This window comes from Massilia sp. YIM B02763 (assembly GCF_030412015.1).
In the GTDB taxonomy this organism is placed as follows: domain Bacteria; phylum Pseudomonadota; class Gammaproteobacteria; order Burkholderiales; family Burkholderiaceae_D; genus Telluria.
The window spans coordinates 517,016-541,148 of the sequence record NZ_JASNRD010000001.1 but is presented as its reverse complement, the minus strand read 5'-3'; the positions used below and the strand labels follow the sequence as shown (position 1 = coordinate 541,148).

Below are 24,133 nucleotides of genomic sequence, written 5' to 3'. Positions count from 1 at the left end.
GGTAGGTCAGTGCAGCGTGCGGCCGCCGGCGTGTCGCTCGGTGTCGCGGTAGGGCGCGGCGCCCCGTTCGATGAAGGACTTCATGCGCCGCAGGTCGTCCTGCATGCGCGATTGCGGGTCGGCGCCCAGCAACGCCGCCAGGCCGCGGCCCAGCGCCCCGGCCGGCGGCACGTAGGACATGCGCACGGTGACGAGAGTGCCGCCGCGTTGCGGCTCGAACTGGATCGAACCGTTCTGCGGGATCTCCGCGCCCGGTTCGCTGCGCCAGGCCAGCCGGTGCGGGCGGCTCTGTTCAGTGACGACGGAGTTCCAGGCGAACTCGGTGCCGCCCGGGCCCCTGACCACCCAGTGCGAGCGGCGCCGGCCCAGGTCGCGCACCTCGACCACGTGCGACATGAAGCGCGGGAAGTTCTCGTAGTCGGTCCACAGGTCGTACACGTCTTCCGGCGCCGCGTCGATATGGATCGATTGCTCGACGTCGGCCGTCTGGTCCATCGACAGGCGCAGGCGCTGGCCCAGCTGGCCGCGTACCATGCCGCTCAGCGCGCCGCCCAGCGGCCGGTTGGCGGCGCCGCGTGCGAGCAGGGCTGCGCCGGCCAGGCCCAGCACGAGGGCCAGCGGCGAGCGGCGGAGCACGCCCACCGTGGCCAGCAGGGCGCCGCCCGCAACGGCCGAGTTGCGCATGGCCGGCGACCAGGCGCCGTCGGCGCCGCTGTCCAGCGCGCCGTGCAGCGAATTGTGCAGCGCATCGCGCAACTGGGCGCCGAGCCGGCGCGCGCCGCTGCGCGCGCCGTCGTAGGAAGCGGCCGCGGTATCGCCGGCGCGGCCCAGCAGCTCGCGTGCCGCGCCGCCGGCCTGTCGCGCGCCCTGTTGCGCATCGTGGACCAGGCGCTCGCCGGCGCCGTCCGGGCGCGCAGCCTCTTGCGCGTCCGCTGCCGCCTGGCGCACGCCCCCGCGCAAGCGCTGGCCGGCGGCGCCCAGCCGTTCGCCGGCGCCGTGCCAGGCCTGGCCGAGCGCATGCGAGGTGCGCGTGCCCGCGCCGCGCACGGCGGCGGCCGATTGCGCGCGGCGCGCGCCGCCGCGATCCGGGTCGAGCATGTACATCAGCAGCGCCCCGGCGGCCGCGCCGCCCAGCCATTTGGCAATGTCCAGATTGATGTCGGTCGTCTGTTTCATGGTCTCGGTCCTCGTCGCATGTCGTCGGATGTCTTGCCCGGGCCAGAAGCGCCGTTCCAAGTCGCTTCCAGCAAATCCTGTACTTCCGCGTCGCTCGTCTGGTCGAAGCGCTCGTACCACTTCCCGACCGCGCGAAAGCATGGCGGGGCCAGCAGGCACACCAGCGCGTCGACGCGCGGCGCCAACGCCTGCAGCGTGTCCGGCGGCGCCACCGGGATCGCCAGCACCAGCTCGCGCGGCCGCAGGCGGCGCGCGACGTCGATGGCGGCCAGCATGCTCGCGCCGGTGGCCACGCCGTCGTCGACCAGGATGGCGCTGCGTCCCGCCAATCGCAGCGGCGGCCGCTCGCCGCGGTAGGCCCGCTCGCGCCGTTCCAGTTCGGCCAGCTCGCGCGCGGCCACGATGTCCACGTCGTCCTGCGTGACGCCCATCAGGCCGGGCACGCCCGGCTGCAGCATGCGCACGCCGCCGCTGCCGATCGCGCCCATCGCCAGCTCCGGATGGTGCGGCATGCCCAGCTTGCGCACGACCAGGATATCCAGCGCGATGCCGAGGCGGCGCGCGAGGGCGAAGGCGACCGGCACGCCGCCGCGCGGCAGGGCAAGGGCCAGCGCATCGGCCCGCCCGGCATAGGGGGCGAGCCGTTCGGCCAGCAATTCGCCCGCTTCGCAGCGGTCCTTGAAACCGTGAATCTCCGCCATGTTTCCATCCTGCGCCGCTCCAGCCCCGGCTCTACTGGACGGTCAGCCGGCGCGCCGCGCCGCCCGCCTTCTTCGGCAGCGTCAGCATCGGCACGCCGTTCTCGAGCTTCGCCTCGGCGCCCGCGTCGTCCACCTCGGACGGCAGCGTGAAGCTGCGCTGGTACCTGCGCGTCGAGCGTTCAGCGTACACCACCTGTTCACCCTGGCGCTGTTCGTTTGCCTGCTGGCACTCTCCTTCGATCGTCACGCGCTGGCCGTCGATGGCGACCTTCACGTCTTCCTTGCGCACGCCCGGCAGGTCGGCACGCACTTCGAACGCGCCATCGTGCTCGATCACGTCGAGGCGCGGCATGCCCAGGCCTTCCCCGGCCCAGGCGGCGCCTTGCGCCAGCGGCGCGAAAAAGTCCTGGAACATGCTTTCGACCATGCGGCCGAACTGGTCTTCCATCGAGCCCGGACGGAACGGCGTCAGCGGGGCATTGCTCCTCCTGATCAGGTTCATGATGACCTCCTCGTAAAGGGTGACAAGGCGGGATGAAACGGCGGCAGGGTGGAACGCCGGCGCCGCCATCGCATTTATAGGACCGGGGCGGGCCGAATGCAAGCGCCGCCGCGATTCGTGCGCGCGGCCGGGCACGGATGTTTGACGCGCGCCAGCAGGCGGACGAGAGCGGGGAATCCGGCGCCGCGGCGCCGGTCTATCGCAGGGATAGGCTCCTAGCCGAGGTTGCGGCGGTGGAAGCGCAGGTGGTCGTCGACGAAGGTCGAGATGAAGTAATAGCCGTGGTCGTAGCCGGGGTGGCGGCGCAGCGTGAGCGGCTGGCCGACGGACCGGCAGGCCTCTTCGAACGCTTCCGGATACAGCTGCTCGGCGAGGAATTTATCCGCCAGGCCCTGGTCGACGAGGATGCCCTTGGGGAAGGGCGCCGTGCCGCTGCCGGCCATCAGCTCGGTGGCATCGTAGGCGCGCCACGCCGCCTGGTCGCTGCCGAGGTAGCCGCCGAAGGCCTTCTGGCCCCACGGGCAGCGCATCGGCGCGGCGATCGGGGCGAACGCGGAGACGGAGCGGAACAGGTCCGGATTGCGCAGCGCCAGCATCAGCGCGCCGTGGCCGCCCATCGAGTGGCCGAAGATGCCGACGCGCTCCGGGTCGGCCGGCAGCCCGGCCAGCACCAGTTCGCGCAGTTCCAGGATGTGGCTGTACATGCGGTAGTGCGCGGACCACGGTTCCTGCACGGCGTCGACGTAGAAGCCGGCGCCGGCGCCGAAGTCCCAGGCGTCGGTTTCGCCGGGCACGCCGGCGCCGCGCGGGCTGGTGTCGGGCGTCACCAGGATCAGGCCTTCCTCGGCGGCCACGCGCTGGGCGCCGGCCTTGATCATGAAGGTCTCTTCGGTGCAGGTGAGGCCGGCGAGGTAGAACAGCACGGGCAGGCGCTTGCCTTCCGCGCCGGGCGGCAGGTACACGGAGAAGCGCATCGGCAGGCCAATGGCGGCGGAATCGAATTTGTAGAAACGCTGGACGCCGCCGAAGCAGGCGTGTTCGCTAAGGAGTTCGAGCATGGTGGAATCCGCAAATGCGATGGATTAACGAAAGCGCAAGTATGCCCGTTCCGCGTCAAGCCTGCCAGCACGGCGGTCCGGGCATGCCGCCTGCATCGCGCCGCCGTCCAGGCCGGATGCGTCAGCCGCCGCCGATGCCGCGCATCACGCGGCCCGTGCCTTCGCACTCGGGGCAGGTCTTGCCGTTGGCCAGCTTGCCGCTGCCGCCGCAGGTTTCGCACAGGTCCTCGGCGGCGCCCGGCGTGCCCGGTTCCGCCTCGTCGCCCGGTTTCAGGTCGGGCGCGGCCGGGGTGACGGGATGGTGGCCGTCGGTGGGGTTTGTGCCGTTGTTATCGGTGTTCACGGAAGCCTCGCAGGGAAGAATGGATGACGAAGCCATTCTAGGATGGCCGGCGGCGCGGCGGCGCACGCGGCCTTCCGCTTGTCACACGCACGTCATGGTGCAATGCGAAATTGGCCCTTGACTTTCGCTCATCCTGGGAAATACTCGTTAGGCAGCAAAACCATTATCCTCCATCAAAGTCAGGAGCTGAGATGAATCAAGACATCCTCGATCAAGACGACGACCAAGCCACCGTTCCCTACCAGCGCCGGGACGACCAGCGCAGCGAGATCGTCGATCTCGGCATTGCACTCCAGCAACGCAGCAATACGATGACGGCCGTCGAATACCTGCGTTCCCAGGACGTCGGCAACGACGTCATCGAACGTGTCCTGACGGAGCCCGGACGCCGGCGTGCCTGGTATGCTTGAGCTGGCAGGCGATTTTTTGGCGAAGGTTATACACAAAAATTTCCTTTCCTCATCTTGCATAATTATTTAATTCGTGCTTCGCTTGACATCGTAAACCCTTGATTTTGCGTGGCTTGCGAACTGCCCGCGCAACGGGCAAGTTGTTGAAAGCCGCATCCCAGCTCGCTTTTGCGATGTCAAGAGGGTGTTTTTCCACAAGCTTATTCACAGTTTTTGTGGATATCTGGTCAATTCGTTTAAAACCATCGACTTAGTGAAAACCGGCTCAGGCACGGCTCACCCGGACTGATGCCATCACGCGACACCGGAGGAATTTGGAGAGAGGATTGCACTTGCGCAAGCACACTGGATAAATGTACAGTTGAGCCATCTTTCCAGCTTGTCCATGTCCGCTACCGCCTTCGCCACTGCCAGTCCCTCGTCCGCTTCGTCCACCGAACGGGACGACGACCCCTATGCCGGCCTGAACGATGCCCAGCGCGCCGCCGTCGACCACGACATCGGCGCCGCTGCGCCGCGGCCGCTGCTGGTCGTCGCCGGCGCCGGTTCGGGCAAGACCAATACGCTGGCGCACCGGGTGGCGCGCCTGATCCAGTCCGGCGCCGATCCGCAGCGCATCCTGCTGCTGACGTTCTCGCGGCGCGCGGCGAACGAGATGGGGCAACGGGCGGCCGGCGTGCTGCAGCGCATCTTCAAGACGTCGAGCCAGTCGTTCGCCAGCCTGCCCTGGGCCGGCACCTTCCACGGCATCGGCGCGCGCCTGCTGCGCGAACACGCCGGCCGCATCGGCCTGGAAGCCTCGTTCACGATCCACGACCGCGCCGATTCCGAGGACATGATGGGCCTGGTGCGCCAGGAGATCGGCCTGGGCGCCGCGGCCGGCCAGAAGCGGTTTCCGCTGAAGGGGACGTGCCTGGCGATCTATTCGCGCGTCGTCAACAGCCGCGAGCCGCTGGGCGAGGTGCTGCAATCGACCTTTCCGTGGTGCGGCGAGTGGGAGGAACAGCTCAAGCGCCTGTTCGGGGCCTACGTCGACGCCAAGCAGGAACAGAATGTGCTCGACTACGACGACCTGCTGCTGTTCTGGGCCGAGATGGCCTCCGATCCCGAGCTGGGGCCGGAGCTGGGCGCGCTGTTCGACCACGTGCTGGTCGACGAATACCAGGACACCAACCGCCTGCAGGCGGCCATCCTGCAGGGCATGAAGCCGGACGGACGGGGCGTGGTCGTGGTCGGCGACGATGCCCAGGCCATCTATTCCTTCCGCGGCGCCACGGTGCGCAACATCCTCGATTTCCCGAAGCAGTTCAGCCAGCCGGCGCGGACGGTCACGCTGGACCGCAACTACCGTTCCACGCAGCCGATCCTGGACGCCTCGAATGCCGTGATCGCGGCGGCGCTGGAGCGCCATGCGAAGACCTTGTGGACGGACAGGGTGGCCAGCGGCAAGCCGCAACTGGTGCTGATCCCGGACGAGGCCGAGCAGGCGCGCTGGGTCTGCAACCGCGTGCTGGAACAGCGCGAGCAGGGCACCAGGCTGACCCAGCAGGCGGTGCTGTTCCGCGCCGCCAGCCACAGCGCGGCGCTGGAGCTGGAACTCGTGCGCCGCAACGTACCGTTCGTGAAGTTCGGCGGCCTGAAATTCCTGGAAGCGGCCCACATCAAGGACATGCTGGCGATGCTGCGCTTTGCCCAGAACCCGAGCGGACGCCTGGCCGGTTTCCGCGTCGTCCAGCTGATCCCGGGGATCGGCCCGGCCACGGCGGCGCGCCTGCTCGACGCCGTGGCCGAGGCGGGGGAGCCGGCCGATGCCGTGGCCGCCTTCGCGGCGCCGTCCCGGGCCCAGGCCGAATGGGACCAGTTCGCCGCGCTGTTCCGGACCCTGCGTACCTCCGGCCTGCGCTGGCCGCTGGACGCCGAGCTGGTCAAGGACTGGTACCTGCCGCACCTGGAGCGCCTGTACGACGACGCGCCCGTGCGCGCCGCCGACCTCGAGCAGCTGGTGGCGCTGGCCGGCGGCTACGGCTCGCGCGAAGCCTTCCTGACCGAACTGACGCTCGATCCGCCCGACGCGACCAGCGACCGCGCCGGCCCCCCGCTGCTGGACGACGACTACCTGATCCTGTCGACGATCCATTCGGCCAAGGGCCAGGAGTGGAAGGCCGTGCACGTGCTGAACGTCGTCGACGGCTGCATCCCGTCCGACATGGCGACGGGCAGCGCGGAAGACATCGAGGAAGAGCGGCGCCTGCTGTACGTCGCCATGACGCGCGCCAAGGAACACCTGCACCTGGTGGTGCCGAACCGCTTCTTCATCAAGCAGCAGGCCCAGATGGGCGACCGCCACGTCTACGCCCAGCGCAGCCGCTTCATCGCGCCGGCCATGCTGAAGCATTTCGAGGAATGCGTGTGGATGAATGCCGATACGCCGCAAAGCCGCAAGCCGATGCCGGACAGCGTCAGGATGATGGTGCGCGAACGGGCACGCAACGCGTGGAAATAGGCGCAGGATAGGCGCGGGAAGCGAGCGAAATGCCGGGAATTCCAGCCACGTTCGCGGAGTTATCCCCGCACTGTGGTTTTTGTAGGAATTTGCCCTATAGTCACGCACTGTTCAAAAGCGGTGCGCGTGCAAATCCTTGATTTTCAAGGGCTTAATTTTTGCCTGTTCCTTGGGCATTTTGTTGAAACCCGCATCGCTGCTGCCCTCGGCGCTTGTCAAGTGGTGCTTGTCCACACAGTTATCCACATTTCTTGTGGATATTGGAATAAATCGAATCGAATCAATGCTTTAGGACATTTTTATAAGGATTGATCGAGGATTTGCACACAGGCAACGACCATCTCGACCATCCCTGTTTCCTGACAGTTCGTCGCTCCGGCGCTGGCCCCGGCGTCGGCGCTCACGCGAGCGCGTGGCGCAAGCGGCGCAAGGCGTCCAGCGCGCCGGCCGCGATGCCCACGCCTGCGCCCGGCGCCACGTCCGGCTCGCGCGGATTGATGCGGATGAGCGGCGCGTCCTGCGCTTCGCACAGGCGCCGCACCGAAGGCACGTCGCTGCCCGCGCCCAGTTCCACTACCGCCAGCCGGCGCGCCGCGCCACCCCAGCGCGCCAGCCGTGCATACTGGGCCTCGGTGCGCCCGTCGAGCCAGGCGCCGTCGCCGAACATCAGGATGTTGGGACGTGCCAGCGCGCCGCAGCGGGGACATGCCGGCAGGGGCGGCGCCATCAGGCAGGTGGCGGGATCGATGACGGGTTGGACGGCGTGCGCCGGCCAGATCGCGTCGCTGCACGGGCGCGTGCATTGCAGGTGGTGGATCGAGCCGTGGCATTCGACCAGGCGCAGCGGATCGAAGCCTGCCCGCTGGAACTGGCCGTCCACGTTGCTTGTGAAGACGAAGGCGCCGTGCTCCAGGCGCTCGCCCAGCGCGCGCAGGATGGCGAACCCTTCGTGCGGCACGGTGTCGCGGTACAGCGCGAGACGGTGGCCATAGAAGCCCCAGGCCAGTTCGGGGTTGGCCGCGAAATGGCGCGGGTTGGCCATCTCGACGAAACGAATGCCCAGCCTGGCCAACGGCGGATAGGCGCGCCAGAACCCGTGGTCGCCGCGAAAGTCGGGCAGGCCGGAATCGACGCCGATGCCGGCGCCCGCGCCGACCAGGAGCCCGTCGGCATCGCGCAGCAGCGCGGCGGCCCGGGCGATGGCGGCATCCAGGTTCACGGGCCTTCCTCCTCGTCGATCCTGCGCTGCAGGCGTTCCAGCTCGGCCAGGAAGCGTTCGGCCGCGAGCAGCGGCGGCCACGGCTCCCACGGTCGGCAGTCGTAGACCTCGGCCAGCGGATCGCGCTCCAGCACCTCGGAGCGGATCTTGAGCGTGGAGCGCACTTCCTGCACCGACCAGCCGGCCACGTGCACGGCTTCGCTGGCCGCGGCCAGGCGGTCGGCGCGCTTGTGCAGCGCGTGCTCGGCCGCCGTCCAGGCGGGCAGGCGGTAGCGCAGGAACACGGCCTGTTCCAGGCGCCGCGTCAGCGCGCGGAAACCGTCGCCCAGGAAGGGCTTGATGGGCGAGACGGCGTCGAAGCCGAGCAAGCCTTCCTCGGCGTCGTGCAGCAGTTCGCGCAGTTCGCACACGGCGGGCAGGGGCGCGCTGCTGGCCGCGCGGCGCAGCAGCATCACGGCGATCGAATGCTGGGCGACGGACAGCGGCAGCGGCCAGGCCGAGTGGCCGCCCCAGCGGTAGGTACGGGCCAGGCCGAGCGCCAGGTCGGCATCGTCCCAGTCGAAGGGCGTGGGGTTCAGGAGGTCGAGCCGCTTGCCGGAGGGCATGCGAACCCAGGCGCGCATCTCGGGCGCCATGTCAACGGGAGGGGGCAGCGATCGTCATGGGAGGATTCTACACGGGGCCGCCGCGCCTACCCGCAACGGTTGACGATTGACGTGGACGAACATCGGGGGCTGCGCTGGCATTATGCTCTGGCATTATAGTGGGCAGGTTCGTGGGCAGATTCGTGGGCAGGTTCGTGAACAGACACCGGGACGGGGAACAGACATGGGCGAACTTCCGAAACGCATCGATTGCGACGTGCTGGTGGTGGGCGGCGGCATCAACGGCGCCGGCATCGCGCGCGACGCCGCCGGACGCGGCTTGCGCGTCGTGCTGTGCGAAAAGGACGACCTGGGCCAGCACACCTCGTCCGCGTCCAGCAAGCTGATCCATGGCGGGCTGCGCTACCTGGAACAGTTCCAGTTCGGCCTCGTGCGCAAGGCGCTGCGCGAGCGCGAGATCCTGCTCAAGGGGGCGCCGCACATCATGCGGCCGCTGCGCTTCGTGATGCCCCATGCGCCGGGGCAGCGGCCGGCCTGGATGATCCGCGCCGGGCTGTTCCTGTACGACCACCTGGCGCCGCGCGACTTCCTGCCCGCCTCGCAGGGCCTGCGGCTGCGCCTCGACCCGGCCGGGGCCGCGCTGCAGCGCCATTTCACCCGCGGGTTTTCCTACTACGACGCCTGGGTCGACGATGCGCGCCTCGTGGTGCTGGCCGCGCTCGATGCGCGCGAGCGCGGCGCCGCCGTCTACACGCGCACCCGCTGCACGGGCGTGCGGCGCGAAGGCGGGCGCTGGGATGCGATGCTGGAAGGCGAGGGCGGCACCCGCCACGTGCACGCGCGCTGCCTGGTGAACGCGGCGGGACCGTGGGCCGCCAGCTTCCTGCGCGGCGTCGACGGCGCGCAGCCCAGGCCCCTGCGTCTCGTCAAGGGCAGCCATATCGTCGTGCGGCGCCTGTTCGACCATGGCGACGCCTACCTGCTGCAGCAGCCCGACGGCCGTATCGTGTTCGCGCTGCCGTACGAGCAGGACTTCACGCTGGTCGGCACCACGGACGTCGAGTTCGCGGGCGATCCCGACGGCGGCGCGCTCGACCGCATGGCCATCAGCGCGCCGGAGACCGCCTACCTGTGCGAGGCCGTGAACCGCTGCTTCGAGCGCCGCATCGGCCAGGACGACGTGGTGTGGAGCTATGCCGGCGTGCGCCCGCTGATCGGCGAGGTCGGGCCGGGCGCCGCGCGCGCGTCGAAGGCGAGCCGCGACTACCGGCTGGCGTTCGAGGACACGGGCGCGCCCCTGCTGTCCGTGTTCGGCGGCAAGGTGACGACCTTCCGCAAGCTGGCCGAGCAGGCCGTCGACCTCATCGGTCCCGCGCTCGGACGCCAGGTGCGCGGCTGGACCGAGCACGCCTGCCTGCCCGGCGGCGATTTGTACGGCCGCTTGCCGATCGCGCGCGGCGTGCTGGAATTCGACGGCTGGCTGCGCACGCGGCGCCAGCAGTACGCCTGGCTGCCGCAGCCGCTGCTGCAGCGCTGGGCGCGCGCCTACGGCACCCGCCTGGGGGCCATGCTCGCCCATTGCCGGGCGCTTGCGGACCTGGGCACGGAGATCGTGCCGGGATTGTTCGAGGTGGAAGCGGACTACCTGGTGCGCCAGGAATGGGCGCGCAGCGCGGAAGACATCCTGTGGCGCAGAACCAAATTGGGGCTGCATATGCCGCCGGGGGCGGCGGCAAGGCTGGATGAGTGGCTCGAAACGCGGCGCCACAAAATGGTGCCGACGTCGTGACCTCGTCGCCCCTGCGCAGGCAGGGGGCCAAGTTCGTACGCATGCACGCAAAATTGGGCCCCTGCCTGCGCCGGGCGACGGGCAGGCGATGGCTGACTTATTTGGCGTTCTTCGCCAGCCAGGCATCGATCTCCGGCAAACGCTGCTCCTTGACCTTGATGCGGTCCTGGATCGCCGCGACGGATGCGTCGACGTCGCCGCGGGCGCTGGCCGCGAGGTTGGTGCCGGCATAGGCTTTCAGCTTGTCCACCATCGCCGGATCGGACGAGCCGTAGGCCAGGCGCGCGAAGTAGCGGCTGCGCGAGGTGGCGTCGATGCGCTCGTTGATCTTCTCGCGGTTGGCCAGCGCGAAGTCGAACGCCAGGTCCGGATAGCGGCCGGCCACGGCCGAGATCATCGAGGCGCTGGTGGTCGCGCCCGGCTCGTCGGTCAGCGCCAGTTCCAGCGCGCGCCGGGCCAGCGCCTTGTCCTTGGCGATGCAGAGCAGCAGGTAGAGGTTGGACTTCAGCAGCGGCGTCTTCTCCGCCTGGGCGCGCTTGCGCAGGTCGTCCCAGGTCGCGGCGTCCGCGTTCTGGGCGACGACGGCCAGGATCGTCTTGCGCAGCGGGCCCGGCACGGCGGCCGGATCCTTGTCCATGGCGGCGTAGCGGCGGCGCGCCTCGGCGATGGTGGCGGCGTCGCCCAGGTCGCTCAGCACGCCGATCAGCTGGTTGCGCAGGTTGGCAACCGTGGCGGCCTCGCCGTCGCGCGCGGTCCAGCCGATCTGCGCCATCAGCGGCGCCAGGCGGGCGAGGGCGAAGGCATCGAAGGCGCGCTGGCGCGCTTCGTCGCCGGCGTAGCGGCTGTGGAAGCCGGACAGCACGCCGGCGATGCGCTGCCACACGAGCGGATCGGCCTGCAGGGGCGCGCCCTTGGCCAGGGCCAGCACGTCGGAGGCCGGCTGCAGGCCGGCCATGCCCAGCGAGGAGCTGTCCGACAGCAGGCCGATCTGGTCGATCGGCGCCAGCTGCGCGAACTGGCCGGCCAGCGCGGCGAATTCCTTCGGCGCGTACAGCGTGCGGTAGTAGCCGCTCTGGCCCGCATTGACGATCACGGCGCCGCAGCCCGGCACGGTGATGGTGCCCTTGCCGCCGGAAACGAGCGCGTTGGCGAGTTTGCCATTGCCGGCGACCTGTGCGATGACGGGCACGCGCCAGGCCAGCGGCTTCTTGTCCGGCTGGTCGCGCGAGAACTCGGCCTGGGTCAGCGCCACCGTGGTGGCACCGTTCCTGCATACCGGCTCGCCGACGCGGATCAGCGGCACGCCCGGCTGCAGCGTGAAGTCGTGGGCGATGGCCGTGACTGGCTTCCTGGCCGCCTTCTCGATCTGCTTCCACAGGTCGTCAGACACCGTGTTGCCGTAGGCGTGGGCCTTCATGTAGGCGCGTACGCCCTCGCGCCAGGCGTTCTCGCCGACGTAGGCTTCCAGCATGCGGATGACGGCCTCGCCCTTCTGGTAGGTGATCTCGTCGAAGGCCTGGCTGGCCTGCTCGACGGTCTCGATGTGCTGCACGACGGGGTGGGTGGCGGCCGTGGAGTCGCGCTGCATGGCGCCGTCGCGGCTGCCGACGGCCGACAGCTTGCTGTTCCACTCCGGATGCAGGCGCTCCGTCATGCGGCTTTCCATCCACGAGGCGAAGCCTTCGTTGAGCCACAGGTCGTCCCACCAGCGCATCGTGACGAGGTCGCCGAACCACTGGTGCGCCATCTCGTGGGCGGCCGTCGAGAAGATGTTCTGGCGGTCGCGCTGGGTGGCGATGGCCGGGTCGAGCAGCAGCGCGTATTCGAAGGTGAAGATCGCGCCCCAGTTTTCCATCGCGCCGAAGAACTGGCTCTGGCCCGGCCCGGCGATGTTGTCGAGCTTGGGCAGCGGGTAGCGCACGCCGAAGTACTGGTTGTACTCCTTCAGGATGTCCTTCGACGCGTCGAGGGCGAACTGGGCCTGCTTGACGGCGCCGCGGCGCGTGATGACGCCCAGCTCCGTGCCGTCGACGGTGGCGGTGGCGCGTTCGAAGTCGCCCAGCGCGAAGAACAGCAGGTAGGTGGACATCTTCGGCGTGCGCGCGAAGCGCACCTGCTGGCGGCCGTCCGCCAACGTCTTGACCTCGCCCGGCATATTGCTGACTGCCATCTGGCCGGCCGGCACCGTCACGTCCAGCGAGAACGTGGCCTTGTAGGCCGGCTCGTCCCACGACGGAATCATGCGGCGCGCGTCCGAGTTCTCGAACTGGGTGAACAGGGCCCGCTGCTGCTTGCCGTCGGCGCCCGCGTAATCCAGCCCGAACAGGCCCACGGCCTGGGTGCCGATCTTGCCCGTGTAGTCCAGGGCCAGGCGGTACATGCCCGGCGCCAGCGGACGGTCGAACTTGAAGGTCGCCGTCTGCGCCTCCGCATTCACGCTCGTGGCGGCCTTGGCCGCCGCGCCGCCCGCGGCCGGCGCGATGCTGGCGCTGGAGAACGCGAGGTCGGCGGCATTGAGCACGATGGTGTCGACGGCCTTGGCGACGGTGAGCGTGATGACGGCCTTGCCGGCGAAGGTCGCGGCGGCGGCGTCCGGCGTCAGCGAGATGTCGTAGTGCGTCGGCACGACGCCGCGCGGCAGCTGCGTCGTGGCTTCCTGGGTGGCGGCCCTGGCCGGCGCGGCCTGGACGTGGAGGGCGGGCATGCCGGCGAAAGCCAGGGCAATGGCGGCGGAAAGCAGGCGGCGGTGCATGGAGGTCCTATTTGTATGTATGTCGAACTTGCGCGCGGGGAGTGCTTGGACGGGCAAGGCCAAGCGGCAAATCTACGGGCAAACGGTGCTGGGTGTCAACGAGGCAATTCGTCCATGCAGTCGTGGCGCCTGCACGCCGTCCGGTTATCATGGTCCGCACAATAACGACGACAGGAGACGTTGATGAAACTGTACAGTGCCACGCGCGCGCCGAATCCGCGCCGCGTATTGATGTTCATGGCCGAAAAGGGCATCCGCGACATCGAGGTCGTGCCGGTCGACCTCGCGGCCGGCGAGCACCGCGGCGCCGCCTTCATGGCGAAGAACCCGCTGGCCCAGGTGCCGGCGCTGGAGCTGGACGACGGCCGCGTGCTGGCCGAGACGCGCGCGATCTGCACTTACCTGGAGGGCCGCCATCCGGCGCCGAACCTGATGGGAGAGGGCTTCGAGGAACGCGCCTTCGTCGAGATGATGGACCGGCGCTGCGAGCTGCAGCTGTTCCTGCGCATCGCCAACTGCATCCGCCACACGCACCCTGGCCTGGCGGCGCTGGAGCAGCCGCAGTTCGGCGATTTCGGGGTGTCGCAGGGCGACAAGGTGCGCGCGACGGCGCGCTGGCTCGACGGGGTGCTCGCGCGGCAGCCTTACGTGGCGGGGGAACGGTTCACGATCGCCGACATCACGGCGTTCTGCGCGCTGGAATTCGCGCGCGGCCTGATGCGGTTCAGGCCGGGGCAGGAGGGGATGGACAACTTGCAGGCGTGGCGGGACCGGGTGGCGGAGCGGCCGAGCGCGGCGGTGGTGTAGAAAACCCGTCGCCCCTGCGCAGGCAGGGGCCCAATTCTGCATGCGTACCGATAACGCGTGCAAATTGGGTCCCTGCCTTCGCAGGGACGACGTTCAGGCGGTTCTCACCCCACTCGCTTGTACCACGGCCGCTCGCCGGCCACCGCCTGGTACGACCCCGCATGCGCATCCGCCACCGACAGCGGCTGGTCCAGGCACAGCACGCCGAAGCGCGCCAGGCTGTCGTGGAACAGGCGCAGCACGCGCTGGCGCAGCACGGGGCCGAAGTCGGCCAGCGCGTGGCAGCTGACGATCGCCTGGAACTCGTTGAACGAGGCGTCCGTCACGAGGCTGTACTGCGACCAGGTGATGCGCCGGCGCAGCTGCGCTTGCAGGCGCGCCTTGCCGTCCTCGATCTCGAACCAGGCCGCCAGGTCGCCCGTGCCGCCGCTCCCGGCGTGGCGCTCCCGTGCGGCCTCCAGCTCGGCCAGCGGCAGCCAGGCGTCCTGGTGCTCGGCCACCAGTTCCTCGTTGGCCAGCGTGGCGTGGATGTCGAGCCGTCCGAGCACGCCTTCCTCGGCCAGCACGATGGCCAGCGTCCACGCTTCGCCGACGCCCGCGCACTCGGCGATCCACACGCGCGGCAGCGGCCAGCCGCGCAGCGACGGCGCCAGCACCGTGCGCAGGCGCGACGCGTGGCCGGGATTGTCGAACAGGCCGGCGGGCGCAGGCGAGAACGCGCGCAGCAGGCGCGACGCTTCCGCGCCGTCGTGCAGCACCCGTTCCTGCAGCCCGGACAGCGTGCGCGCGCCGAGCGTGCGCAGCACGCGCGCCAGGCGGTCGCGCAGCGCCTGGCGGTCGTAGGCGCGGAAGTCGTGGCCGAAGCGCTGGAACACGGCTTCCAGCAGCAGCTCCGTCTCCAGCTCCTCGACCGCGAGACCGGCGGCCATGCCGGTCCATGCATTCGGCGGCACCATCGGTGCGGCCATCAGTGCAGCCAGACCCGCATCATCGACAGCAGCTGGGCCACGTCGACGGGCTTGGTGATGTAATCGGACGCACCGGCCGCGATGCACTTGTCGCGGTCGCCCTTCATCGCCTTGGCCGTCAGCGTGATGATGGGCAGCGACTTGAACTTCGGGATGCGGCGGATCGCCCGCATCGTGTCGTAGCCGTCCATCTCCGGCATCATGATGTCCATCAGGACGATCTCGATGGTCGGGTCCTTTTCCAGCACCTCGATGCCGTCGCGGCCGTTCTCGGCGAACAGCACCTGCATCTGCTGGCGCTCCAGCAGCGAGGACAGGGCGAAGATGTTGCGCAGGTCGTCATCGACGATCAGCACCTTGCGTCCGGCCAGGCCGCCGTCGAGCGCATGGATCTCTTCCAGCATGCGCCGCTGCACCTCGGGCAGGCTGGCCTGGGAGCGGTGCAGGAACAGCGCCGTCTCGTCGAGCAGGCGCTCGGGCGAGCGCGCGTCCTTGACGACGATGGTCTTGGCATAGCGTTTCAGCTTGGTGACTTCCTTGCGCGACAGCTCCTGCGCCGTGTAGATCACGATCGGCAGGTCGCGCAGCTGCGGCTGCTTGCCGATCTGGTCGAGCAGGTCGAAGCCGGAGACGTCGGGCAGCGTCAGGTCCAGCACCATGCAGTCGAACTGGTCGGACGCCAGCGCCTGCAGTGCCGACTTGCCGTCCTCGGCCAGCACGATGTGCACGTCCGCCGCGCCGATCAGCGCCACGATCGCCTCGCGCTGGGCCGGGTCGTCCTCGACCACCAGCAGGCTGCGCTTGCCGCCCATCAGGAACTTCTGGATGCGCTTGAATTCCTCCTGCAGCATGTCGCGGTCGACCGGCTTGTTGAGGTAGGAGATCGCGCCCTGGCGCAGCGCGCGTTCGCGTTCGCGCAGCGCCGAGATCACGTGCACGGGGATATGGCGCGTGCTCGGGTCGCGCTTCAGGCGGTCGAGCACCGTCAGGCCGTCGATGTCGGGCAGGTCGATGTCGAGCAGGATCGCCGAGGGCAGGTAGTCGCGTGCCAGCGACAGGGCGGAATCGCCGCGCTGCGTGACGACGCCCTTGAAGTTCTTCTCGCGCGCGAAGTCGAGCAGGGTCTTGGCGAAGCGCTCGTCGTCCTCGACGATCAGCACCGAGGCGTCGCCCGGCACCACCAGGCCGCGGTCGTCGCGGATCGTGGCGTACTGGCCCGCATCGTCGCCCAGGTCGTCGGACGGATCGAGCGCGTCGAGCGTGACCAGGCCGCCATCGAGCTCGTTGCCGGACTCGGCATGGACGACGGGCGAGCTCACCACGCTCGGCGCGGCCGGCGGAGCGGCCAGGCGCGCCGGTTGCGGCTGGCGCGTCTGTTCGTAGTTGATGAAGCCGGCGCGGTTGTACGGCAGGTACAGCGTGAACGTGGAGCCGATGTTGACTGTGGATTCCACGCGGATTTCGCCGCCCAGCAGGCGTGCCAGTTCGCGCGAGATCGACAGGCCCAGGCCCGTGCCGCCGTACTTGCGGGCGGTGGAGCCGTCGGCCTGCTGGAACGCCTCGAAGATCAGCTGCAGCTTGTCGGACGGGATGCCCACGCCCGTGTCGCGCACGGAGAAGGCCAGCACGGCGTCCGCATGCAGCAGGTGCGGGTGGTCGGCCGTCCAGCCGCTCGTGACGAGGCTGATCGTCAGCGACACGTGGCCGTGGCTGGTGAACTTGAACGCGTTCGACAGCAGGTTCTTGAGCACCTGCTGCAAGCGCGTGGTGTCCGTCATCACGGCCGTCGGCAGATTGTCCGCCAGGTCGACCTGGAAGCCCAGGTGCTTGGCCTCGGCCATGTGGCGGAAGGTACGGTCGACGTAGTTGCGCAGGTTCGAGAAGCGGTACTCGGACACGTCCAGCGTGACGGTACCGGACTCGATCTTCGACAGGTCGAGAATGTCGTTAATGAGCGTCAGCAGGTCGGAGCCGGAGCCGTGGATGGTCTTGGCGAATTCGACCTGCTTGCCCGTCAGGTTGCCTTCCGGGTTGTCCGACAGCTGCTGCGCCAGGATCAGGAGGGAGTTCAGCGGCGTCCTCAGTTCGTGCGACATATTCGCCAGGAACTCGGACTTGTACTTCGAGGACAGCGCCAGCTGCGTGGCCTTTTCTTCCAGCGCCAGCTTGGCCTGTTCCACCTCGCGGTTCTTGCGTTCCACCTCGATGTTCTGCTCGGACAAGAGGCGCGCCTTTTCCGCCAGTTCCTGGTTGGTCTGCTGCAGTTCCTGCGCCAGCGACTGCGACTGGGTCAGCAGCGACTCGGTCCGGCTGTTCGCCTCGATGGTATTCAGCACGACGCCGATCGATTCCATCAGCTGGTCGAGGAAGGACAGGTGGGTTTCCGTGAAGCGGTCCAGCGAGGCGATCTCGATCACGGCCTTGACCTGCTGCTCGAACAGGATCGGCAGCACGACGATATTCGTCGGCGGCGCCGAACCGAGGCCCGAGGAGACGACGATGTAGTCGCGCGGCACGTCGGTCAGCCAGATGCGGCTCTTCTCGATCGCGCACTGGCCGACCAGGCCTTCGCCCGGGGCGAACGAGGTCGGCAGCTTGCGGCTGGAACGGTAGCCGTAGGAGGCGATCATGCGCAGGCGCGCTTCCATCTCCTGCGAGTCCATCATGTAGAACACGCCATGGTGGGCCGAGACCAGCGGGGCCAGCTCGGACAGGATCAGCTTCGTCACGGCCTGCAAGTCGCGCTGGCCCTGCAGCAGGCGGGTAAAGCGCGCCAGGTTGGTCTTGAGCCAGTCCTGCTGGGCATTCTTCTGCGTGGTCTCCTTCAGGTTGCGGATCATCTCGTTGATGTTGTCCTTCAGGTAGGACACCTCGCCGCGCGCTTCCACCTGGATGGAGCGCGACAGGTCGCCGCGCGTCACCGCCGTCGCGACCTCGCCGATCGCGCGCATCTGGTTGGTCAGGTTCGCCGCCAGCTGGTTGACGTTCTCCGTCAAGTCCTTCCAGGTGCCGGCCACGCCGGACACGTTCGCCTGGCCGCCCAGCTTGCCCTCGGTACCCACCTCGCGCGCCACGCGCGTCACTTCCGATGCGAAGGAGGAGAGCTGGTCCACCATCACGTTGATGGTGTCCTTCAGTTCCAGGATCTCGCCCTTCACGTCCACGGTAATCTTCTTGGACAGGTCGCCGCGTGCCACTGCGGTGGTCACCGCCGCGATGTTGCGCACCTGGCCCGTCAGGTTGGACGCCATGAAGTTCACGTTGTCGGTCAGGTCCTTCCAGGTGCCGCCGACGCCCGGCACGTAGGCCTGGCCGCCGAGTTTACCTTCCGTACCCACCTCGCGGGCCACGCGGGTCACTTCCGATGCGAACGAGGAGAGCTGGTCCACCATCACGTTGATGGTGTTCTTCAGTTCCAGAATCTCGCCCTTCACGTCCACGGTAATCTTCTTGCCCAGGTCGCCGTTCGCCACGGCCGTCGTCACTTCCGCGATGTTACGGACCTGGCCCGTCAGGTTACCCGCCATCGAGTTCACGCCGTCGGTCAAGTCCTTCCAGGTGCCGGCGACGCCCGGCACGTTCGCCTGGCCGCCCAGCTTGCCCTCGGTACCCACTTCGCGGGCCACGCGGGTCACCTCGGACGCGAAGGAGTTCAGCTGGTCCACCATCACGTTGATGGTGTTCTTCAGTTCCAGGATCTCGCCCTTCACGTCCACCGTGATCTTCTTCGAGAGGTCGCCGTTCGCCACGGCCGTCGTCACGTCCGCGATGTTACGCACCTGGCCCGTCAGGTTGCCCGCCATCGAGTTCACCGAGTCGGTCAAGTCCTTCCACGTGCCGGCCACGCCCTTCACCATCGCCTGGCCGCCCAGCTTGCCCTCGGTACCCACTTCGCGGGCCACGCGGGTCCCCTCCGAGGCGAAGGAGGAGAGCTGGTCCACCATCACGTTGATGGTGTTCTTCAGTTCCAGGATCTCGCCCTTCACGTCCACCGTGATCTTCTTCGAGAGGTCGCCGTTCGCCTCGGCCGTCGTCACGTCCGCGATGTTACGCACCTGGCCCGTCAGATTGCCCGCCATCGAGTTCACCGAGTCGGTCAAGTCCTTCCACGTGCCGGCCACGCCCTTCACCATCGCCTGGCCGCCCAGCTTGCCCTCGGTACCCACTTCGCGGGCCACGCGGGTCACCTCCGAGGCGAAGGAGGAGAGCTGGTCCACCATCACGTTGATGGTGTTCTTCAGTTCCAGGATCTCGCCCTTGACGTCCACGGTGATCTTCTTGCCCAGGTCGCCGTTCGCCACCGCCGTCGTCACCGCCGCGATGTTACGCACCTGGCCCGTCAGGTTCGAGGCCATGAAGTTCACGTTGTCGGTCAAGTCCTTCCACGTGCCGGCCACGCCCTTCACCATCGCCTGGCCGCCCAGCTTGCCCTCGGTACCCACGTCGCGGGCCACGCGGGTCACCTCCGAGGCGAAGGAGGAGAGCTGGTCCACCATCACGTTGATGGTGTTCTTCAGTTCCAGGATCTCGCCCTTGACGTCCACGGTGATCTTCTTGCCCAGGTCGCCGTTCGCCACCGCCGTCGTCACCGCCGCGATGTTACGCACCTGGCCCGTCAGGTTCGAGGCCATGAAGTTCACGTTGTCGGTCAAGTCCTTCCACGTGCCCGCGACGCCCGGCACGTAGGCCTGGCCGCCCAGCTTGCCCTCGGTACCCACCTCGCGGGCCACGCGCGTCACCTCGGAAGCGAAGGAGCGCAGCTGGTCCACCATCACGTTGATCGTGTCCTTCAATTGCAGGATCTCGCCGCGCACGTCCACCGTGATCTTCTTCGAGAGGTCGCCGTTCGCCACCGCCGTCGTCACCTCGGCGATGTTACGCACCTGCGAGGTCAGGTTGCCCGCCATCGAGTTCACCGAGTCGGTCAAGTCCTTCCAGGTACCCGCGACGCCCGGCACATAGGCCTGGCCGCCCAGCTTGCCCTCGGTACCCACCTCGCGCGCCACGCGCGTCACTTCGGAGGAGAACGAGGACAGCTGTTCCACCATCGTGTTGGCGGTGGTCGCCGCGCGCAGGTACTGGCCCTTGAGCGGGTGGCCATCCACTTCGAGGGCCATCGTCTGCGACAGGTCGCCTTTCGCTACGGCGCCGATGACGCGCGCCATCTCGGTGGTCGGACGCACCAGGTCGTCGATGAGGGTGTTGACGGAGCTGATGATGGTGGACCAGCCGCCGACCACGCCCGGCACGTCGGCGCGCTGGGTCAGGTGGCCTTCGCGGCCCACGACGCGCGACACCTCGGTCACCGTCTCGACCATCTTCTGCTTGGTCTCGATGATGTCGTTCAGGGTGTCGGCGATCTTGCCCGAGACGCCCGTCCAGTCGGATGGCATGCGGACGGAGAAATCGCCTTTTTTCAGGGCCATCAGGGTGGACAGCAACAGCTTGACATCGAGCTGTTCGGCCATGTCAGTCATGTCGTTCATTGACTAGGTTTCCTCGAAGGAGAAAGGGGTAAAAGGGGCGGTGCGCCAACCGCCGCGGCAGGCACAGGCAACCATGCGGAAGCAGGAAGGATGTACATGCTCGAGCGAAAAGTTTGGACGACGCTATTGTTAAATGTCAAAAAATTGCAACGATACGCATTGATGCGGGCCAGTCAAGACATACCGTGGTGTAAATGCCAAGTTTAACCGATCTTCTTTATAAACTTGCATTTATGCAATTTTCCATAGACAATTCGCGCGATATTAGAACATCTGGAACGGAAGAGGCGCACGATTGAGAGAAAACGATTTCACATCCAATCTCTTCTTACTTTCGTATAAGTAGACAAGCCGGCTGGAACTAGCCATTATGAATAAAAACAACATTTTTCGTGCTTTTTAGTTACGACTTATTTAGCATGGCAGTTGTTAATACACATACCCCGACCCCGACCCCGACAGCGCGAGGAAGACATGAATAGCGTCGAGCTTGACGAGCTGATGCAAACGGACAGCGCCGCCAACTGGGGCAAGGCGCTGTTCGCGCTCGGCCGCGACCACGGCTTCGACAAGGTCTTGTTCGGGCTGTCCGGCTCGCGCCATGCGCGGCTTGAAAACGCTTTCATCCAGTCGAACTACCCGCCGAAATGGCGCGAGCGCTACGATGCCGAGCGCCTTGCCTACGTCGATCCGGTCGTCGGGCACTGCCTGCAGAGCACGCTGCCCCTGATCTGGCAACCGGAACTGTTCCGCAGCCCGGCCCAGCGGGCGCTGTACGACGATGCCTGCGGATACGGCTTGCGCGCGGGCGTGACGTTCCCGATCCATGGCCCGAACGGCGAGTTCGGCCTGTTGTCCTTCGCCAGCGATGCGGCGCCGGATGCGGGGTACGTACGGGAAGTCACGGGGATGCTGGCCGACCTGGCCCTGGTGCGCGATTACGCGTTCGCGTCCGCGGTGCGGTTCTGCCCGCCAGTGGCGCAGGAGGCGGCGCCGAAGCTGACCCCGCGCGAGCTCGAAGTGCTCAACTGGGTCATGGTGGGCAAGTCGTCGTGGGAAATTTCAAAGATCACCGGCTGTTCCGAGGCGACGGTGAACTTCCACATGGGTAATATCCGGCAGAAGTTCAACGTCAACACCCGGCAACAGGCGGTCGTGCGGGCCATTTCTCTTGGCCTCATTACCCCAGAAGATCACCATCGTTGAGCTTGCCGTTGACGTAAAGCTTCAACAACAGGGCAACGGGGGCCGGAATCGCGAGGCCCGTCTCGAAGCGGCTCCCGCTCGACTGGGTCACGCCGAAGCGGCCCCAGAATTTTTCCTGGCTTTCGCGCTTGCTGATCCGGTATTTCTTCAGGTCGCCGACGGACAAGGCCAGCGACGCCGGTTTGAGCACAGTGCCTGCAGCCGGTTCACGCAGGCTTGCTTCGGTAACGAAATCATTAGCCATCGCCGATCCTCCAGGGAAAGATGTGTGGGAAACAAGTATTCCATGCATCATTCATCTAGCGACCTAGCAACCCTGCTAGTTCCGACCGGAACTCCCTAGGAGCGGTCCCCTAAAACAGGGGTTTTAGGGTTTGATCCCTATCAAAAGAAAGGATCGCCGGTTCCGACTTTGCTTGCCGAACCGGCTTGCCTACAACGTATTAGGTTGTCATCACTTCAATTGCTGCAGCAAGAATGTGTACGTCAACGCATACATCGTTGCCGTTTGTTCATTGTTTGCTGCGCCGGCGTGGCCGCCTTCCGTGTTTTCCCAGTAGAGCACGTCGTGACCCTGCGCGCCCATCAGCGCCGCCATCTTGCGTGCGTGGCCGGGGTGGACGCGGTCGTCGCGCGTCGATGTCGTGAACAGCACGCGCGGATACTGCTTGCCCGGCGACACGTTGTGGTAGGGCGAGTACTTCCCGATCGCCGCCCACTGGGCCGGATCGTCCGGGTCGCCGTACTCGCCCATCCAGGACGCGCCGGCCAGCAGCTGGTGGTAGCGGCGCATGTCGAGCAGGGGTACCTGGCACACGACGGCATTGAACAGTTCCGGGCGCTGGGTCAGCGCGGCGCCGACGAGCAGGCCGCCGTTGCTGCCGCCCATGATGCCCAGGTGGCGCGGGCTGGTCAGGCGGCGCCGGATCAGGTCCTGGGCCACGGCCAGGAAGTCGTCGAAGGCCTTCTGGCGCTGCTCCTTCAGCGCGGCCTGGTGCCAGCGCGGGCCGAATTCGCCGCCGCCGCGGATGTTCGCCAGCACGTAGGCGCCGCCCTGGGCCAGCCAGGCTTCGCCCGTGATGCCGCTGTAGAAGGGTTTCAGCGACACCTCGAAGCCGCCATAGCCGTACAGCAGCGTCGGATTCCCGCCGTTCCACTCGACGTCCTTGCGCATCACGACAAAATACGGGACGTAGGTGCCGTCCGCCGACTTGGCGGCGAACTGGTTCACCGTATACGGCGACGCGTCGAAGAACGCCGGCATCGATTTCAGCAGTTCGCGCCGGTCGTTGCCGACGTGGGCCAGGTAGGTGCTGGTCGGGGTCAGGAAGTCGGTGACGGTGAGGAAGTAGTCGTCCGATTCGATCTCGTCGACGCTGTCGACTTCCAGCGCGCCCATCTTCGGCGCGTCGACGTCGCGGCGGATCCAGCGGCCATTCTCGTTGCGCAGCTCGACGACGCGGTTCTTGACGTTGTCCAGGATGGTCAGCAGCACGGCGTTCCTGGTCGCGGCGACGCCGTCCAGCGAGGTCGTGGGCGTGGGCAGGAACAGCGCCTCGAACGCCGTCTCGCCCGCCATGTAGCGCGCGAAATCCATCGCCAGCAGGGCGCCCTGCGGCCAGGTGCGGTCGCCCGCGTCCCAGTCCGAACGCAGCTCGATGACGATCTCGCCGCGCACGGTGAAGGCGTTGGCGTCCAGCGGCTTCGGGATGGGCACGAGCCGGCCTTCTTCGCGCAGGAACAGTTCGCTGCTGTAGAAGTCGATCTGGCGGTTGACGAACTGGCGCTCGAAGCCGGGCGCGAAATCCTTCCAGGCCGACGCGGACAGGTCGTCCGGCAGCGCTTCGTACACGGTGGCGGCTTCCTCCAGCGGCGTGCCGCGCTTCCATTCCTTGACGATGCGCGGATAGCCCGAGCTGGTCATCGATTCCGGACCGAAGTCGGTGGCGACGAACAGCGTGTCGGCATCGATCCAGCCGACGCTGGACTTCGCTTCCGGCAGGACGAAGCCGTCCGCGACGAAGGACTTGCCGGCCAGGTCGAATTCCCGCACCACGTGGGCATCGCCGCCGCCGCGCGACAGCGACACGAGGCAGCGGTCGCCGCGGGGCTTGAGCTTGACGCTGCCGGCCCAGACCCAGTTCTCGTTCTCCGCGCGCGCCAGCGCGTCCAGGTCGAGCACCGTCTCCCAGGCCGGTTCCGGCTTGCGGTATTCGTCCAGCGTCGTGCGGCGCCACAGGCCGCGCTCGTGCTCGGCGTCGCGCCAGAAGTTGTAGTAGAAGCCGGCGTGGTAGCCGACCCAGGGAATGCGCTCCTTCGCGTCCAGGATGGTCTTCAGGCGCGCGCGCAGCGGGGCGTAACCGGCGCGCGCCGTCAGCTCCGCTTCGCTGGCGCCGTTGCGTTCGCGGACCCAGTCGAGCGCTTGTTCCCCGGCGATGTCTTCCAGCCAGCCGTGCGGGTCCTGGCCCGGATCCGCCAGGGCGGCGTGGTCCTTGTGTTCCTGATCGTGCATGTCGTTTCCTCATTGCCGTGCTTGGCGATGCTGCCATGGTAGCAAATGTGAAGAAATGACCACGCCTCATGCCCCGGCCGACGTGTTGGCGGAATG

At 67.5% G+C, this 24,133-nt stretch carries 18 protein-coding genes; 5 read left to right on the top strand and 13 right to left on the bottom strand.

The features are described from left to right. Nucleotides 1–6: 6 nt before the first annotated feature. The 5 genes from QPK32_RS02305 to QPK32_RS02285 all read right to left on the bottom strand — a co-directional run bounded on the left by QPK32_RS02305 (nucleotide 7) and on the right by QPK32_RS02285 (nucleotide 3,780). On the bottom strand, nucleotides 7–1,176 hold the full coding sequence (locus tag QPK32_RS02305) for an SRPBCC family protein (protein WP_290411160.1): 1,170 nt from the start codon (nucleotides 1,174–1,176) through the stop codon (nucleotides 7–9). After that, entirely contained in the window at nucleotides 1,173–1,877 is a 705-nt protein-coding gene (locus tag QPK32_RS02300; RefSeq protein WP_290411159.1) for a phosphoribosyltransferase, read from the bottom strand. Before QPK32_RS02300 ends, QPK32_RS02305 begins: the two co-directional genes overlap by 4 nt. 31 nt (nucleotides 1,878–1,908) lie before the next feature. Beyond that, nucleotides 1,909–2,379 carry an Hsp20/alpha crystallin family protein gene (locus tag QPK32_RS02295; protein ID WP_290411158.1) on the bottom strand — a complete coding sequence of 157 codons (471 nt, stop codon included), beginning with the start codon at nucleotides 2,377–2,379 and terminating at the stop codon, nucleotides 1,909–1,911. A gap of 215 nt (nucleotides 2,380–2,594) precedes the next feature. Next, the gene (fghA, locus tag QPK32_RS02290; RefSeq protein WP_290411157.1) at nucleotides 2,595–3,437 is read right to left on the bottom strand and encodes an S-formylglutathione hydrolase; all 843 of its coding nucleotides are present in this window, start codon (nucleotides 3,435–3,437) and stop codon (nucleotides 2,595–2,597) included. Between the two features lie 121 nt (nucleotides 3,438–3,558). After that, nucleotides 3,559–3,780 carry a hypothetical protein gene (locus QPK32_RS02285; protein WP_290411156.1) on the bottom strand — a complete coding sequence of 74 codons (222 nt, stop codon included), beginning with the start codon at nucleotides 3,778–3,780 and terminating at the stop codon, nucleotides 3,559–3,561. Between the two features lie 191 nt (nucleotides 3,781–3,971). Here QPK32_RS02285 and QPK32_RS02280 point away from each other — a divergent pair, with 191 nt between their 5' ends. Beyond that, nucleotides 3,972–4,190 (top strand): hypothetical protein, encoded by a 219-nt coding sequence (locus tag QPK32_RS02280; RefSeq protein ID WP_290411155.1) that lies wholly within the window; start codon nucleotides 3,972–3,974, stop codon nucleotides 4,188–4,190. Nucleotides 4,191–4,575: 385 nt separating this feature from the next. Beyond that, nucleotides 4,576–6,693 (top strand): ATP-dependent helicase, encoded by a 2,118-nt coding sequence (locus QPK32_RS02275; RefSeq protein WP_290411154.1) that lies wholly within the window; start codon nucleotides 4,576–4,578, stop codon nucleotides 6,691–6,693. A gap of 111 nt (nucleotides 6,694–6,804) precedes the next feature. Here the strand turns inward: QPK32_RS02275 and QPK32_RS02270 are convergent, their stop codons facing one another. The 3 genes from QPK32_RS02270 to QPK32_RS02260 all read right to left on the bottom strand — a co-directional run bounded on the left by QPK32_RS02270 (nucleotide 6,805) and on the right by QPK32_RS02260 (nucleotide 8,535). Next, a complete protein-coding gene (locus tag QPK32_RS02270; protein ID WP_290411153.1) occupies nucleotides 6,805–6,927 on the bottom strand; it encodes a hypothetical protein in 123 nt (40 codons plus the stop codon). A gap of 166 nt (nucleotides 6,928–7,093) precedes the next feature. Then, nucleotides 7,094–7,912, bottom strand: a complete 819-nt coding sequence (locus QPK32_RS02265; protein WP_290411152.1) for a Sir2 family NAD-dependent protein deacetylase — start codon at nucleotides 7,910–7,912, stop codon at nucleotides 7,094–7,096. After that, nucleotides 7,909–8,535 carry a phosphohydrolase gene (locus tag QPK32_RS02260; protein ID WP_290411151.1) on the bottom strand — a complete coding sequence of 209 codons (627 nt, stop codon included), beginning with the start codon at nucleotides 8,533–8,535 and terminating at the stop codon, nucleotides 7,909–7,911. The genes QPK32_RS02265 and QPK32_RS02260 overlap by 4 nt, the downstream gene beginning before the upstream one ends. 205 nt (nucleotides 8,536–8,740) lie before the next feature. On the opposite strand from QPK32_RS02260, the gene glpD reads away from it, so the two are divergent. Beyond that, nucleotides 8,741–10,306 carry a glycerol-3-phosphate dehydrogenase gene (gene glpD / locus QPK32_RS02255; RefSeq protein WP_290411150.1) on the top strand — a complete coding sequence of 522 codons (1,566 nt, stop codon included), beginning with the start codon at nucleotides 8,741–8,743 and terminating at the stop codon, nucleotides 10,304–10,306. Nucleotides 10,307–10,403: 97 nt separating this feature from the next. On the opposite strand, the gene QPK32_RS02250 is transcribed toward glpD, so the two are convergent. Then, complete coding sequence (locus QPK32_RS02250; protein ID WP_290411149.1) at nucleotides 10,404–13,058, bottom strand: M1 family metallopeptidase; 2,655 nt, start codon at nucleotides 13,056–13,058, stop codon at nucleotides 10,404–10,406. A 183-nt stretch (nucleotides 13,059–13,241) separates the two neighbouring features. On the opposite strand from QPK32_RS02250, the gene QPK32_RS02245 reads away from it, so the two are divergent. Beyond that, nucleotides 13,242–13,865, top strand: coding sequence for a glutathione S-transferase family protein (locus QPK32_RS02245; protein WP_290411148.1), 624 nt, complete (start codon nucleotides 13,242–13,244; stop codon nucleotides 13,863–13,865). A 104-nt stretch (nucleotides 13,866–13,969) separates the two neighbouring features. On the opposite strand, the gene QPK32_RS02240 is transcribed toward QPK32_RS02245, so the two are convergent. Both QPK32_RS02240 and QPK32_RS02235 read right to left on the bottom strand, forming a co-directional pair. Beyond that, nucleotides 13,970–14,833, bottom strand: coding sequence for a CheR family methyltransferase (locus QPK32_RS02240; protein ID WP_290411147.1), 864 nt, complete (start codon nucleotides 14,831–14,833; stop codon nucleotides 13,970–13,972). Continuing rightward, nucleotides 14,833–20,319 (bottom strand): HAMP domain-containing protein, encoded by a 5,487-nt coding sequence (locus QPK32_RS02235; protein ID WP_290411146.1) that lies wholly within the window; start codon nucleotides 20,317–20,319, stop codon nucleotides 14,833–14,835. Before QPK32_RS02235 ends, QPK32_RS02240 begins: the two co-directional genes overlap by 1 nt. A 474-nt stretch (nucleotides 20,320–20,793) precedes the next feature. Here QPK32_RS02235 and QPK32_RS02230 point away from each other — a divergent pair, with 474 nt between their 5' ends. Further along, nucleotides 20,794–21,525 (top strand): LuxR family transcriptional regulator, encoded by a 732-nt coding sequence (locus QPK32_RS02230; RefSeq protein WP_290411145.1) that lies wholly within the window; start codon nucleotides 20,794–20,796, stop codon nucleotides 21,523–21,525. On the opposite strand, the gene QPK32_RS02225 is transcribed toward QPK32_RS02230, so the two are convergent. After that, nucleotides 21,500–21,769, bottom strand: a complete 270-nt coding sequence (locus QPK32_RS02225) for a helix-turn-helix transcriptional regulator (protein ID WP_290411144.1) — start codon at nucleotides 21,767–21,769, stop codon at nucleotides 21,500–21,502. The genes QPK32_RS02230 and QPK32_RS02225 overlap by 26 nt on opposite strands. A gap of 210 nt (nucleotides 21,770–21,979) precedes the next feature. Further along, nucleotides 21,980–24,037, bottom strand: a complete 2,058-nt coding sequence (locus QPK32_RS02220) for a prolyl oligopeptidase family protein (protein ID WP_290411143.1) — start codon at nucleotides 24,035–24,037, stop codon at nucleotides 21,980–21,982. Nucleotides 24,038–24,133: the final 96 nt, after the last annotated feature.